The 14,579-nt window shown below is 53.0% G+C and carries 15 protein-coding genes; 5 read left to right on the top strand and 10 right to left on the bottom strand.

The annotated features are described in order from the left end of the window. Window positions 1-3: 3 nt before the first annotated feature. From R3D51_17665 to R3D51_17675, 3 genes are all read right to left on the bottom strand, one after another. Complete coding sequence (locus tag R3D51_17665) at window positions 4-537, bottom strand: hypothetical protein (GenBank protein MEZ5901310.1); 534 nt, start codon at window positions 535-537, stop codon at window positions 4-6. A gap of 540 nt (window positions 538-1,077) precedes the next feature. After that, the gene (locus R3D51_17670) at window positions 1,078-2,043 is read right to left on the bottom strand and encodes a hypothetical protein (GenBank protein MEZ5901311.1); all 966 of its coding nucleotides are present in this window, start codon (window positions 2,041-2,043) and stop codon (window positions 1,078-1,080) included. A gap of 532 nt (window positions 2,044-2,575) precedes the next feature. After that, the gene (locus R3D51_17675; GenBank protein ID MEZ5901312.1) at window positions 2,576-2,869 is read right to left on the bottom strand and encodes an H-NS histone family protein; all 294 of its coding nucleotides are present in this window, start codon (window positions 2,867-2,869) and stop codon (window positions 2,576-2,578) included. Between the two features lie 252 nt (window positions 2,870-3,121). Here R3D51_17675 and R3D51_17680 point away from each other — a divergent pair, with 252 nt between their 5' ends. Further along, window positions 3,122-3,571, top strand: a complete 450-nt coding sequence (locus tag R3D51_17680; protein MEZ5901313.1) for a hypothetical protein — start codon at window positions 3,122-3,124, stop codon at window positions 3,569-3,571. 880 nt (window positions 3,572-4,451) lie between these two features. On the opposite strand, the gene R3D51_17685 is transcribed toward R3D51_17680, so the two are convergent. The 4 genes from R3D51_17685 to R3D51_17700 form a co-directional block, all read right to left on the bottom strand. Then, window positions 4,452-4,706 (bottom strand): Imm32 family immunity protein, encoded by a 255-nt coding sequence (locus tag R3D51_17685; GenBank protein ID MEZ5901314.1) that lies wholly within the window; start codon window positions 4,704-4,706, stop codon window positions 4,452-4,454. A 51-nt stretch (window positions 4,707-4,757) separates the two neighbouring features. Further along, a complete protein-coding gene (locus tag R3D51_17690) occupies window positions 4,758-5,435 on the bottom strand; it encodes a hypothetical protein (GenBank protein ID MEZ5901315.1) in 678 nt (225 codons plus the stop codon). 706 nt (window positions 5,436-6,141) lie between these two features. Further along, window positions 6,142-6,600 (bottom strand): DUF4265 domain-containing protein, encoded by a 459-nt coding sequence (locus R3D51_17695; protein MEZ5901316.1) that lies wholly within the window; start codon window positions 6,598-6,600, stop codon window positions 6,142-6,144. A 16-nt stretch (window positions 6,601-6,616) separates the two neighbouring features. Next, a complete protein-coding gene (locus R3D51_17700) occupies window positions 6,617-6,895 on the bottom strand; it encodes a hypothetical protein (GenBank protein MEZ5901317.1) in 279 nt (92 codons plus the stop codon). An 848-nt stretch (window positions 6,896-7,743) separates the two neighbouring features. Between R3D51_17700 and R3D51_17705 the strand changes: the two genes are divergently transcribed. The 3 genes from R3D51_17705 to R3D51_17715 all read left to right on the top strand — a co-directional run bounded on the left by R3D51_17705 (window position 7,744) and on the right by R3D51_17715 (window position 11,092). Next, entirely contained in the window at window positions 7,744-8,235 is a 492-nt protein-coding gene (locus tag R3D51_17705) for a hypothetical protein (GenBank protein MEZ5901318.1), read from the top strand. A 1,550-nt stretch (window positions 8,236-9,785) separates the two neighbouring features. Beyond that, a complete protein-coding gene (locus R3D51_17710; protein MEZ5901319.1) occupies window positions 9,786-10,307 on the top strand; it encodes a hypothetical protein in 522 nt (173 codons plus the stop codon). 272 nt (window positions 10,308-10,579) lie between these two features. Then, window positions 10,580-11,092 carry a hypothetical protein gene (locus R3D51_17715; protein MEZ5901320.1) on the top strand — a complete coding sequence of 171 codons (513 nt, stop codon included), beginning with the start codon at window positions 10,580-10,582 and terminating at the stop codon, window positions 11,090-11,092. Between the two features lie 105 nt (window positions 11,093-11,197). On the opposite strand, the gene R3D51_17720 is transcribed toward R3D51_17715, so the two are convergent. Then, window positions 11,198-11,857, bottom strand: coding sequence for a hypothetical protein (locus R3D51_17720; GenBank protein MEZ5901321.1), 660 nt, complete (start codon window positions 11,855-11,857; stop codon window positions 11,198-11,200). A 200-nt stretch (window positions 11,858-12,057) separates the two neighbouring features. On the opposite strand from R3D51_17720, the gene R3D51_17725 reads away from it, so the two are divergent. Continuing rightward, complete coding sequence (locus R3D51_17725; protein ID MEZ5901322.1) at window positions 12,058-12,573, top strand: TrmH family RNA methyltransferase; 516 nt, start codon at window positions 12,058-12,060, stop codon at window positions 12,571-12,573. A 17-nt stretch (window positions 12,574-12,590) separates the two neighbouring features. On the opposite strand, the gene R3D51_17730 is transcribed toward R3D51_17725, so the two are convergent. Both R3D51_17730 and R3D51_17735 read right to left on the bottom strand, forming a co-directional pair. Further along, window positions 12,591-12,812, bottom strand: a complete 222-nt coding sequence (locus R3D51_17730) for a hypothetical protein (protein ID MEZ5901323.1) — start codon at window positions 12,810-12,812, stop codon at window positions 12,591-12,593. 1,034 nt (window positions 12,813-13,846) lie between these two features. Beyond that, the gene (locus R3D51_17735; GenBank protein MEZ5901324.1) at window positions 13,847-14,305 is read right to left on the bottom strand and encodes a hypothetical protein; all 459 of its coding nucleotides are present in this window, start codon (window positions 14,303-14,305) and stop codon (window positions 13,847-13,849) included. Between the last annotated feature and the right edge of the window lie 274 nt (window positions 14,306-14,579).

Here is a 14,579-nt window from a genome sequence, read left to right on the forward strand (position 1 = left end):
CGGTTACTGACGCGCTGAAGCAATGCGGCGATCACTCCTTGTGTCTGTTTCGATGTCGGCAACAGCCTCGTAATTAGATCCTGAGCCTCCCATAACGAAAACCACGTTACCTGCCCGATCAAAGACTATATAGAACAGCTCGCTGTAAATTTGTTTGGTTGGCGGATGTGCAAATGTACCGACCTTATAGATGTACAACCCGTACGCTCCAAGACCACGCATGTTGGCAGCGGGAAATTTCTCGAGCTCCTGGGAGCCAACGACGACTAGGTCAGGTGGGCCGAAAGTGTTCCGTACTTCTGCTTCACTCAAACCGTTGCGCGCCGCAGTGAACGCTCCGTCCATAACCAATTTCCGTCCGCCGTGCCGCAGCCAGTTGGCAAACTCTGACCACTCTCTTCCTTCAGATGACCAGCTGGGTTGCACATATTCGGCGCGGCCAGAACTTAAGGAATGAAGAACGAAAGAATAGAATAAGATTGTGGTTACGATACCCATGGCCAGACCGGACGCTGTTGGCGTCAACTTCCAAGACATCTTGCCAACTTTGCGCTCAGGTTCAGGCTGCTCGTGAGTTTGTAGAGGACTTGCTGCGTACACCGCAAGAGTTATTGTTGGGCATGCTTCTAACTAGAAGGCTACAATGATCCTAGTCTGTGCGTTGCGAAGCCAGCAATTGAATGACGGCTTCTGGCCCGTCGCATTTGATGAGCAGCGACCGGTTTCTGAGTATTGCGAAATCCGCAGACCGTTCGAGCTTCTGGACTCGATCCAAGGGCTCAAAATATCGTGTCCGCTTGCGGTGGTACTGCGGTCGCGACATGAGCGACGTTCCCAGTAGGGTCAATCAGGGACGCCGAAGTCTGCAATCTCTGCAAAATGAACGTACCTCCATGTCGGCAATACAGAGAAGCCTGCCAAAGAGGATGCAGACGATGCATGCTTGCGCGGCGCACCATCTTCAGAGAAGCGGACATCAACGCTTGAGTTCAGCGTGATATCTAACCGAGCAGCACACGTCAGCTGTCGGACGAACGCACACTCGTTAGTCCTATACACCGTGTTCGGTGACAGCCATTACAGGGTATACAGTGACGCGATTCCTTCCAAAGACCCTAGCCGAACAAAGAACGCGTCGTTGCTTGATTCCCGCGCGGTCATCGGCCAGATGAACCGCCACTCCTTTTGATAGGCGTAGCGGAAATGCTTTGAAAAGCCCTGCTTGAGCTGCCACGTAGCGCAAAAGTACGGATCGAAATAATTGACGTTTCGGGCATCCATCCGCAACTCCGGCCTCGCCGCACGAACCGCGCCCGCCAGCCGTTTGGCAAAGTCACCCACGTCGTAAATCACGACGAACGAGTCATAACCGAAATTGTCGAGTAGACGGTAATCGTAGCCAAGTGTCATGCAGTAAGCATAATAATCATCGCACCTCAGGGACATGCGCGTCCGCTGTGCGCAGCGCCCACCGTGATCGTCGCTGGGCTCGGCGTTGCCGATCCGCTCGTTCAACGTTTCACCCTCGGCAATAGAAATCTCAAAATTGAGCTCGTCGTCCTGGACAGCGGTGCTGAGGTGCCCAGCAGACCATGACGAGGCTGGGCTGATGCGGATAAGGCCTTCCCGGAACAGTCCCTCTGAATGCGCTTTCTTGGCGAGCTTGATCAGGAAAGGCCCCGGCCGCAACGGCCGCCCTTGCAAGATCTTTGCGCCAGACGGGGAGTCTGGATGCGTAGCGACGGGGAAGTGCGGCGGCTTCGGCAGGCCCGTAGGTATACCGCCGCGCAGGTTGAATTCCTCCATGGCGTGGGTCATCCGGCTCATCCAGAAGAAACCATTTGCATCGGCCTTCAGGAGACCAAGCTGCCCTACGTCCGTCGTCGTGCAGTAGTTGGCCTGGATGTCCCCAAAACGCCGGGTCAGCTCATTCATCGAGCAGTCGATCAGGTAAGGAAAATTGAGATAATCGAGCCGCCACTGATTCGAGCGCTTGATGGCAATTCCGTCTGTGCAGTGAGCCAGCATGTGGCTCTTCATCATCGCGGCGAGCTCGCGTCGATTGGGCCGGCGCAGAGCGAAAGGAGGAAGTTTCCACACAGGAGCGAGTCTCGGTGAGGCGCGAATCAGTCAGATACATAGAGGTTAGAGCATGGCCCGGGTGTTCATCAAAGTAGTCGCTAGGTCTGCTTTGTCCGCGCGGCGGATTGTGATCACATCACCCTTCGGGCCGACCCATCGCCGCTGCGAAGATTGCTTTCTCCTACCAAGCGGACCCACGTGTCTCACACACTCTAGGGGCCGTAAACATCACTCGATGTCCGCTCCATTGCCATACTGGCGATTAAGGAGGCGGGTAGTCACACATGCTGGCGACGACCGCAAGCTCGGCCGCAGCCGTCTGACACGACAACCAGTCCCGTGTGAGCTTACGAAAGCGATTCAGATTTCAAAACATGCGGAGAACAAATTACAAATCTCAAACAACAATTTGGACAACAGGTCGTCCCAGCGCAAAAACCGCAATAGTGTTTTTAAATACATTTTTCTTTGTCCGCTCGAAGGCTCGTCGGAACTAAACCGCAAAGCTGTCAAGCTTCGTGCCTTTACCAACGGCATCGGCTAACCACAGAGGCCTTCTTCCACGGCCAGTCCAAGTCTGAGAGGGGTCCTTTGGATTCCGGTATTTCACGGCAGACTTGCGCTTGGCTGGACGCTTTCCTCCGTCGATCAGTTCGGACAAGTTGAAGCCGGATTTCTGCGCAAGAGCGGCGAGTTTAGCTTTGACTTCTTGGGCTTGATCCGCCCGCTTTACGCAAATAGCAGCGTCAAGACGTCTTTTAAAAGCCACCAAATCTTTATAGCTCATCTTCGTCGGATCAATCCTGGACATTACGCAAATTCCTCTCCCAAAGTGCATCGAGCATTTGTGAATACGCATCCTCGCGTTGTCACGTAATTTCCGGCCAAACGGTCAACTTTTCTAAATCGCGCATCGCCCAAGCAACGTTAATCACGGATCTGATATTTCATAGATGCACAGGAGGCTCCGTGGACATCCTGCCGAACGTCGGCATCCCCACGTACAAATCGGTGACACAGATCCTTCAAGAGGTCGAAGATGACATCAGAGGACTTTAAGAGGGATATATACGGGGCGCTGCAAAGCCTGGGCTTTAAAAAGCGCGGCAAGTCGGTCTACCGCGATCAAGAAAACGTAATGGTACTGGTTTCTATAGAGAAGGCTTCCCGATGGCACATCGATGTCGGTTTCTGGCTCAAATTCTTGGGCGGAGAAACCACTACAGATCGGCATGAGAAGACACACATCTATATGCGTTTAGACCGCATCTTTCCTATGTATCGCGACATTATTCGAGCAGCCTGTGATTTAGGCGCGTCCGATCAGCTAATAGGGTACACAAAGTTACTTGAGCTCTTGCCGACTGTGATGGATGGCAAATTGCGATCAATGGGCACGGAAGAAGGGCTGAAGACTGCTCTGCGCGACGGTCACCTCTCACATGCCCTTTCCTTGCTTGAAGCCCGTAAATACCTCGAACAGTTGTAGCCACTGCAAAGCACAAACGCCGTGAAGAAAGCCAGCGTATTGCCAGAGAGCGCATAGGATCCGCGTGTCCTCAAGGCATGAGCACGCCGGTGGCGCGCACACGGGCTACAATTATCAAATTAGGGGAGTTAGTCAGCCAGACCAACTCTCTCAACCGCCGCTTTGATAAATGGCTGCAGCCAAATTATTAGCGAACAATGCGCCTTAATGAGGTTTCAAGAAAGGCGAGACGTAAAGGTAATCAAGATCCGACTTCGCCTGCGCAAAAGGAAGTGCGCACCGGGCCAGACGTTCCTTACAACGCTCGATCTCGCAGTGCACTGGGAACTTAACGGACGATTTGAGGTTGCCTCAAGCGGGCAATTGCGTCCGCTGTGATGTGATCTTCCCGTCTTGATCATTCGCAGACCCGGATGACGCGCTCGCCCTATTCTCCCGTCATCACTGGCACGCTCACGAGGGCGTTTGGCCCCTACAACTTCGATCTCTTTCGCAAGAATCCACCCCGACAGCCCTATCGAAGACGAAATAACGACAGCTGAAATTCTAGATCTTCGTAGCTCATCGGACGCTGATTTGGAGTCCTTCGTCCAAGGACCCAACGCCCCAGCCTCGTTGAATGAGGCTGCAGCTCTTCTCCATAGTCGCGCACAAAGTCATCAGCAGGCACAGTTTCAATGTTCATGAAGATGTTGCCAAAGGCGTCATCCTTGAGATGGTAGCCCACGACATCATTGAAAATCAGTGTCGAGCTTTCTGGGACATCCGACCAATTCGGCCGACGGAGCCCGAGTTCGATCACCTTCTTCTCACAATCGACACTGTAGCCAGTGACTAGCCAATCACCAAACGACGGCAGCGCGGTGACGCAATTTCCCAATCAGGGAGCATCGCCGGAATATTGGCTCTCCGGCAGACGAACTAAGCGAAGGCTGTGCACTAGAACGTATTTTTCTCCGCCGAATTTGTCTTCGGTGAGTTCGTTTCCTGCCCAAGATGGAGTCATTAGGTGAAGATGGCCAACCGGGCTCCGTAGCGTATTCAACTTTGACAGAAGAAAGTCGAGCCCTTCTTCATCAAAACAAATCGCGACTTCGCCATCGTCGCCGACCTCATGTTCCACCGTCAATTTCATCGCTCTCAACTCCACGAAGGTGACCATACACCGGCGGCTAGGCAGCCAGCTCTAATTCGCGAACTCGAAATCCAGACACCTCTTCACAAATTCGAGGGGTGCGGAGGTGAGTTCGCGTGAAAGGCCCGATGCTATAAACTTCGAATATGGTGTAAGTTGTAACAGGATTTGGTCGTCTGCAATCCCGGCTTTTCTGCCCGCCATGACAGCTTGTGCCGCTCGCAAGGCGCCATGCACTTGGCTCCATCGGAATGCAGCTGAATCGGAGACAAGAACGCTGTAATACCTGGAAAAACTTGTTATATCTTCGCAAGGCCTAACAATTTCTTCGCGAATTTTGCTCTCTAGAATCTTCGACGTATGTAGCAAATCCGCATCCGGCAAATACACCGATAATCCCCAATGGCCGTGATCCTCAAGCAGCGTGAATGCCATATATCCATTGTCAAGCGTGTATTTTGAGGGATTATCATGTTGATACAATTTCCCACCAAATGTACAGAGCGCGTTCCCCGAAAAGGCGAACACGTCGGGGTTGAACATTCCATACTCAATCCCGAGGACATTAGGTGGACCGCGCGCGATGGATCTTCCGAGGCGCAGGAATAAATAGTGATCCACATCACGGGAAGCCCAAACGGCCTTAAAGCGATTCTTCCCGACCCGTTTGTACCCACAGCGCTCGATTGCTTGAATCACTGTAGGCGAGCCTAAGTCCTCAACGTCCATTTCCAGCACTCCGTGACAGTTGAAATGCGGGATTGTGCGCCTACGCTCGAATGACTGTTTAGGCAAGCCACCATTGCAACGGGAGCGGGCACGAACCAGCTTTGTAACGCCTTGATCGAAACCTCAGGTGACCGATGCAGTCTCTCATGGCGACGGAAGAAACTGTGTTGCAGGCGCTCCGCATTTTCATTGGAAACGCAGACGTCGAAATCCCCGGCAGGGAGCTACGTTCAAGGCACCAGCCCACCATCCGTTGGCTTCGGTCCAAGCTGCTAATGCCTCGAGATAGTTTTCGAGCGGTACACAACCACGACCAGCGCGATGGCTGTTTGTACCGTCCGTCGGCGAGAAGTGTTATGAACTCTTGAGGTCGCGCGTTACCACTCCGCTTCGCGGCGCCAGACGCAACGCGCGGCTAACGGTTCCCTCTGCGGCTCACAACCAATGAGCGCAGATCGCAAATTTTCCGCAGCTTCGTTGACTGCTGTAACCGCGTACACGCGACCCCAGTCCTCGAGATTGCTCGCGACCGCTCGAAAAAAGACGATCGACTGATCGCGCTGTCTAAGTGCAATTCCCGATGGTGGTCCCTCGTAATAGTCCATTGCGATAAGCCATCGACAGTAAGGTCGTTCTGACATCTTCAGTAATCTCGGTTGGCGGGCATGTCATTTCAGCCCCAAACGCAGCACTGCACCCAATCTTATCATCTTCGGAGTATATGGCCGACGTGCCCCTCTTCGAACTCCAAGACGCCCAAGCGCTCACCACCCTCCAACGAAGCGTACACTTGATAGATATCTGCTTCGGGGTGAACGTCTAGCGCATATAGATGGCGCGCGCCAAAATCGATCCGTTCGAAGCTGCTGCCTAGTGCCTCTAGCTGCGTGAGAATCTCGCTGAAACGTTGATCGTTCGCATCAACGAGAATTCGGTACGTCGAGTGGCCGCTTCGCGATACGACTTCTTTAAACTCGAACCTCAGGCCGTCATCGGATGGAACCACACGAACTACGTCTCCCCAACTTAATCCACGTGCGAAATACGGAGTATTGAGGAGTCTAAACACTCCTTCCTCGCTCGAATCTGCGAGAGGTTCGATCCAAATGCTTTCGCTGCCGTGGCCATGCCAATCCTTGGCATCGAGCTTTAAGTTGAGCTTCATGATCGCGCACGTTTGCCTAACCATTATTGGAGGCACGAGACGAAGTAGTTGGCGAGGCCAGCAACGCCCGCAATCGCTCGACCTCCGCTAACAACTCGGGCACATCTTGGCGGGCATGAGCGATAAAGTCGATATCCTCACCCGTGGCTCCCAATATTTCCAGCTCTTCGCCGGAGGTGCGCACGATACTAGAGCCACCAAAATGATCGCGCCCTTCAATGAAACTCTTCCAGGGACCCGGCGTCGCAAGCTGTAGCCTAACCCTTATTTGATTGATGCGTTCTTGCGTAATCATTGCAGCGCTCGTTTACCCCGTCCCATCTAGCTTTAAGGAACTTGCCATCGTTTTGTGAGGCCTTCCGCATTGCGACCCTCAGTGCTCGATTTCAATGATCATTCCATGCAAACCAAAGGTCTTCAGCATTTATCTTTTACACTGTCAGCGATCGCTCGATGTCACTCCGCGTCTTGCTCTTTGTGGCATAGCGATGGATACGCGATGAAGCCTCCGGCGGTAGCGACCGGCTCTTGATCCACCCCAGTTTGGGCGCCGACGCCCGTGGGGCTGAGATAACAGTTTGTGCGGCGTCGGCGTCACCGCGTTGCACAGCAGCATCCGACGGAACTGAATAGCAGCGAATTTGATCCCACGTGAAGTCCCCAAGTCTGCAAGCGTAATGCACCTACGCATCGCGTACAATAGTCAGAGGGCCGACGAAGAGCATGTGGATCATATCTATCCGACCTGATAATTTCACACGCGATTGCGGCAACTAGGCAGAGGGGCATCGCGTGACAACCGAAGAAGTTGCCTGTCCATGTTGTGGGTATTTGTCTTTTCAGCGGCGCGGGGACTTCGAAATTTGCCCTATCTGCTATTGGGAAGATGACCCTACCCAGATTGCTGATCCCTGGCTACGCGGCGGCGCCAATCGACCATGCCTTGAGGAAGCACAACGCATATTTGTTTCTGCCGGTGCGATGGAAGAACGATTTGCTGACAGGGTTCGGGGCCCCTCCGCGCAGGATAGAAAGGATCCAGATTGGAGAGTAGTAAACGAGCTAGATAGGGAACACACAACCACTCCGAGGGAGATAGAGGAGAGACGGAAGCAAGGAAAGACTATCCCGTACGAATACTGGTTGCGAGCCCGCGCGCATAGCTCGAGAGCAACGTCCCCGTTACATGCGCACCATCCATGGAATAACCCCGGCGACATCCAGCGCGCCCTGGATGCGGTAAGCCATGCGGTCACTGATCAAGCGAAAGCTGCCACTTATGACCAGATCCTCTATTCTATCGGCAATAATCATGCGGGCACCTACTATCCCGTTGCGCTAACTGTCTTGCCCGAGTTCGATTGCATTTTGCTACGAGGCAGCTTGGCAGCGTGCGAGATCGTTCTCGACGTCCTTATTGAGCTGGTCACCAGCTTCGCGCCCGAACCTGGCTTTGAATACTACACAGATGACACTGGTATCGAGACAGACCTCGCGGAGGCGATGAAACGCGGTGTAAGCGCGAGGATCCCCGCCATTCGTACGCGACTTCCGACGTTTCCAATCGGCTCGCGCGCGGCGCGTATCGCCATTGAGTTGCTCGACTGGTTAGAAGATAACCGACCTCAAGCCTAGCGGCGTGCTAGCGCGTGCGTCATTCACTAGACCTTCAGTTGGCACGCTCCGATCACCACTAAAAAATCGCAACGACGCACTGACAATCGATGGCGGGATCGAGCGTTATCGGGACGACGGAAGTATGCTCTTCAATACGATTGAATGAACGAGGCAGTTTGAAAGCAATCGAAGCAGACAAAGACGTACACCAATCCCGCATCGGCCAAGCAAATCTCGTCCGAGATAGAGTCCAATTGACCGTAAAATGTCATTTGTTCACCACACCCGTTACAAACCGGCCATTTTGCTTTCTGAATAAATAGCGGCTCGCCGCCGAGTTTGTGTCTAGTGCCAATCTCTGGAGCCGCCCATTCGGACTTTACTATTTTCCTTGCTTCATCGTCTAACGGTTCAGCAGTAAGTTTGAACAGCGGTATGCGAATTTTCGACATGGGTTTCCTCACCCTTTTAGTTAGTAAAACTGGTCGAACAGCAGGGCTGTTATCGATACCATGGATTCTCAACGAACTATGCTGATCAATCTCAACACCGAATACCTAGCTGAGGCATTTCCGTCGCCCTACAGAAGCGATGCGCTAGCCGCAAGCAAAGCGGCTCTGAAGTTGCTAATTCCTCCACATCGTCATCTGGTCCTGACCGACGTTCCGCCGCAGCGCGGCAGGATGGTCGGTAACCCCGTCAGAACTCAACCGGAAATAATAAACAGCATCTGGACTGATGCGCTGAGCATCTAGAAGGAAACGGCTGGATGATCGGGACTTGCCGAGATCGTTAGTGAATTACTGGAATGAACCGCTCAGCAACGACGTCAGCCCTAACATGCGGATCAGTTTATTTTCGACTGAACGAACGAGATGAATTGCTGCTCATGCTCGGCATTGGCGAACGCTGAACGGGCAATAAAAATCCCCGCAAAGGGGTCCGTCCAGAGTACCAAGACAAGGTTCTGCGACGTGATTGAGGTGATCAATTTCCAACTGACCTGGCACTCACGGAGTTCATCGGACATGACACTGCATTTTTCGGCTTCATTATAGGGTCGGGCACGTTCTGGTTGGTCAACCTAGCTGAGCGCGCAATTTTAAGGCGGAAACCTACACCCACCTTGTTTCGTGACGATGGTTTAGTGCTGGGCGATCGCACATTGTCCGTGGACGAGTACGGTGTACACATAACCAACGAACTCCTAACAGAAGAGGGGCAGGAAATGTAATATCCGCCCCAATGGCAACTGCCCAAATTCTGTTTCCATCCCATCGCTTGGCCTGAAAGAGCTCCCGACAACGCGTATCGCTAAAGTCGTCATGGTGCTTTTGTTCTAGCCTATAAGTCAGAAGCATTCTGTGTCGCCCCTCTGCGTCTGCAAAGTCGCTCCGAAAAAGCACCTCGGCGGTGAAAAAACAATGGTCATATTCTATAAGCCATGCGCTAGGTTGGGCGTTCAAATACCGTTAAGGTGTGGTTCCGCCACGGGGTGTGGTCGACATTTTGCTGGAACCCGCCGTCCGCAAAATTCGCAATCGAGTTAATGCCGAATGGGGGTAAAAATGGGCTACGATATCGTGTGGTTTGCCTGCCAGCTCGCGAGCTGCAATCCGGCCACTGTTGTGGATGCGATCATCTTTGAACAGCAAAAGGCTGTCGCTGAGTTGCTGGAGCAGTCCGGAATGACAATGCAGGAAACTCGGTCCAGCTCGGGAGTAAGGATTCAAACGCTTGTGCCGAAATCCGGGAAGAATTCTGAAGTTGATGGCAAGCAAGCTGACAAAGTGCCCCCTCCTAAGCCGGGGCGCCAAGGTTTGGCAGAACTGCTGAAACCGACAGACCGCAAGACGCTACAAGAAAAAATCGCGGCGGCGATGCCGGGGGACTGGAAGCTACTCGACGATAGCGAGCGGGAGACGACTTGGCAGTCCGGCAAGGGTGCCGTCCAAATTGGTTGGCATGGAGCCTACGTCATCGGCACAGGCTATGGAAATTTTGAGGATGGGCTCGATGCTGCAAGCAGGGCGCTGACAAGCGCTGGATTGACTGCCTTTGATCCGCAATCAGGTACGACCCTGCCGTAGCGCTCAATACGGGGACGCGCAGTGGCAAATGACTGTGCTGCTTGAATTCCGCTCCGTGTCAGTGAGCGGCGAGGCCGTCCTTCTTCCTGCGCGTTTACATTTCGACGATGAAAGCTTGCATTTCAATCCAGGCGTGGCCGAGACTCGAAGGACGTAGAGCAAGCAATTTCGCCTGAGGCGGGAGGTGTCCTGAGCTTCCTAGTACGACAACATGAACCGCTTGAAGGCCCTAAAGGGCAGCAACCCACCGACGTTGATGTTGGAACAGAATAGTGTCTACTGAAACAATTTTTGCCAACAAGGTAGATGAGGATTGGCTCCGTGCCACGTCTGTCGTACTAACGCGGCGTTCAGCACACGACGACCGCACGCCCGACAGATACGTCCTCGTTGAGCATCACGGCAAACGGCTGCGATGCGACATCTTCCTTACTGACGCCGAATGCTTTGGATTCGAGGACGTTCGAATTTGGCATCAACTTTTGCTCGTCGGATGGGGAAGTACCGTCTATTGCGTCGATCTTGGAACGCTCACTACGCATATTTATCCACTCGACAACTACTTCAACTTTTTCATTACGGGAGATGAGTATTGCCTCGTAATTTCGGGAAGTCGCATCATGCGACTCAATCGAAATGGCGAGCTCTTGTGGCGATCAGTCGAAATCGCGGTCGACGGCATTACGATATCTAAGATCGAAGACGATACCATCGCGGGCGATGCGGAACATGACCCGCCTGGCCGATGGCGTCCATTCACGCTCAGTCTCGCAACGGGAAAGTGACAGGAAAGAATGGCTCCTAAACGCTCTTCGAGCTAGCAACAGAGATCCAGAACTCCTTCAAAACGACCGCAAGGAACGCTTCTAACGGCTACATCGATGTTAGGTTCAGCTTGCCGCGGGTGAACTATTATGCAGCAATCTATCCATCCCTTGCCGCCAGCGAACAGCGATTTCACCGACGTGATCAACGTCATTCGCAATCAGCTCCTTCACGCGATCTTGCTGCAAAACCCTTATAAGCCATTCTTCTGATGGGGCATCCAACTCGCAGAGAGATGCAAGCGAGGCGGCTACCTTTGAGGCGTGTTCGGCGATTGAACTCGGACCCAATGCGGAGTGGCGCTCAGGAGGAGACATCCGCAGTGCAGATTCAATAGACATTTGGCATCCATCTTCAAACCAAGCTCGCGCCCGCAATAAAAATTCGGGGTCTAATCGTGAAGCTACAGCACAAAGCTGAGGCGAGGTCCAGCAAGGACGGAAGATTGCTGACCACAGTTCGGGCAGACATGTTGTGTTCCGTTTTATCAGCATGGCCACGGCTGCTACGATTTGGGGTCGCCAATTCAATTCACGAAGCATTGTCGTAAGCGTTTGCTCAAGCGTTAGACCGCTGGCCTCCACTGCTGCTCGAATACGCTCGAGCACAATGATAGCGTCATCATGTGGGTAAAGCAGTTTGAGGTAACTTGGGGCTTCGCTACGCTCGCAAACAAACAGCAAGCGATCGAATTCACCGAAAGTCATAATTTCGCTGCCTTCCATAGCGCCAGCTCGCCTGCCATAGGCGCGTTAGCGCGGCTGTTGGAACCTGTTCGCCTCGTCCGATCAAAGGAAAGCATACATGGATCGTCGTCGAAAATTTGCAGAATTTGTTCGCTCGAAGCTTAGCAAAAGGGCTACCATTGGCATTGACGACAATGCAGAAGCGTTTGTTCTCTCGCCCTAGCCTCTCAAGTACTCAGATGCGCCCTTCCGATCAAAGATTTTGCTCAGTCCTGCACACACTTCAAAGCCCACAAAACGTGGGTACGATTATACGAGCACACGTTGCGTTCGGCGGCGGCCCAGTGGTCTTCATCGGACAAGGCCGTCCCTGGGACTTCAAAAAAGGATCACAAGCATTTTCCCGAAAGCTTGAGCGACTTTGCGAATTAGTGTTCCTCGAACATGACGCTGCCTTTTTCGACTGGAGCCTGCATCAGGGCTATATGCCGGTAGCTGTGGAAATCGCCGAACATGCAAGCCCGCTTCCCGGCTTCAGATTTCCTGAACGACCGGCAATCGTCGTTGGCAATGAGAGAGCAGGCCTCTCACCAGCTTTCTTGACCCGCTGTGAAGCCGTCGTCTCCATTCCGCAATTCGGAAACGTTGAGTGCCACAACGTTGCAGTTTCGTGCGCCCTAGCGATGTACGAATTGAACCGCTGTCGCGCAGATGTTCTACCCATCGCCGGTTCAAAATTTGCGTTGAATACTTAAGACGGAAGGCGCGGCCACTACCTCACGATAGTTGCCTCGCCAATAATTCGGCTCTCCCACAGATAAAACTTCTCCAGGTCTGAAAGCGCAGCGAGGGCCAGCATGGGCACAAGAAAGATAATGCCGACGCGTCGGCGCTCTCCAGGAAGCATCGGATCCCGCAGCAAAGGATATCCGGTCCAGGCTTCTTCTACAGTTCGCTCGGACGGTGTCTCTGGCGGGCTCGATTTCTGTCTCATGCTCCACTCCTCAGGTGGTCACGATGAGCCCGAAATCCTCCGTTCCTCAAGCCGCTAGTTTAGTCTCACAGGTGTTGATGTCGGACAGATTGCCGATGTACAAAGCCGGCGCATCTAAGATTAAGAGCGATAATCCCGAGACTCCGCGCGGTGAAAAACCATTACCTCCCCTGGCCAGGGCTCAATCTTTGTCCAGGACGGCGTACTTTCCGCCGAACATTGCACGCTGAAGTCCGGGAAGAAATGCGATATTAGCTCTGTTTCAATGCAGCTAACATCCTCCACATCATCGGGCGTGAACATTTCATCGTAGACAAACCGGGCATGAATATCTTTACCGCCATAGGACATGAGAACGCATCTCAAATTAGGCTTCACCATCCCTAACATCGCTACCTGTAGGGCGGCCATTATTGCGCCCCCCAATTCTCTAGCAGACATCTAAGGCCTCGATGGAACAATATGCGCGCCGCGACTTCCATAGTGAATAATGCCCTTTGTGGTTGGTGTACTATTACCCTCCTGGTCAACGTAATTACCTATCGGTTGCCCCAATCCACTCGTTCTCTTGAGCTTGGCTCCCAAGAGGCACCTGCGCCCACGATCTGCAGCATCAACAAGCGCACGGTTGCGCTCACGTGCGATTCACCAAACACTCCATTTCGTTCCAGATTTTGTCTCAAACATTACGGCTTCAGGGCCCTCACGATCTTCAGGTCTCAACGATATGCAAACCGACGTATCTTCCGCAAATTTTAGTTTGAGGCACTTCTCCTTAACACCGCTTGCTTCGAGTACCTTACTGCCGATTAAACTGCAAATTTGGTCGCGAAATCCAGCCTGGAAACTTCGAAATTCTATTCCAGAAATAGATACCTGAACGGGACTCAAAATAGTCATCTCCGCGGCGTCAAAATTTAGCTTCAAGTAATCCATAACGAATTGCACGGCAATTAGCCGTTCACCAACTATGGTACTCAAAGATGCGAATTCGCTGTTTTCGGGTAATAACATGAATCATACTCTCTACGAAATCAGGGTGTCTGCAGCGGTATGTGCCAACCTGAACCCTTGCCGACGGGCTTTCCTGTATTCGGGTCGACAGTCTGACCCCAACTTCCACCCTTCCCATTCCCGTAACTGACGTATCCACCTGGATATCCAGGAGACGAGAGACTAGGATTGGTTGGATCCATGATCCGTACGCCCGTTACGTTGTCATGTAAGCCATTACCACCGCCTGATCCGTTTATGTACTTTATTCCCTTATTGTTATCTGCGGGATATGGCCCGTCGGCACCCTCTGGTACTGGGATAAGTTCGCCACTGCTCGTTCCCACGAAATCAGGCGCATCGCTATTGAAGATGTAGCCGTAGACGGTCGTCACCGCATCATAGATCAGAAGGCCACCGCCAATTATGTCGCCAACAGGGAGTGGCCCGTCCATCGCGGCGATAGTGGCGGCCGTCGCGGCTGTTGCGGTGAAGCGCACTGCGAATCGCCGCCACGGCCGTGCGCTCGGCGATGTTGCCAGGTCACGCCCAATGTTGCGGAAGAAACTCCCGCTTCGAACGATAGTTAGTCCTGCGCGACATGCCGTAGTGAGGGGGTTGACATTTTTCGACGATTTGAAATCGAACGGATTGCTGCACACGAACGCAGTCGAGCTGAAGTCACGCAACGACTTACCGCAGGCAATCGAAAGGCGCTAAATGACTTCGCCTTTAGTATCCTAACGACAGAGAACAGCGCACTGTTCAGCGCGC

The organism is Hyphomicrobiaceae bacterium (assembly GCA_041397645.1).
Lineage (GTDB): Bacteria > Pseudomonadota > Alphaproteobacteria > Rhizobiales > Hyphomicrobiaceae > Hyphomicrobium_B.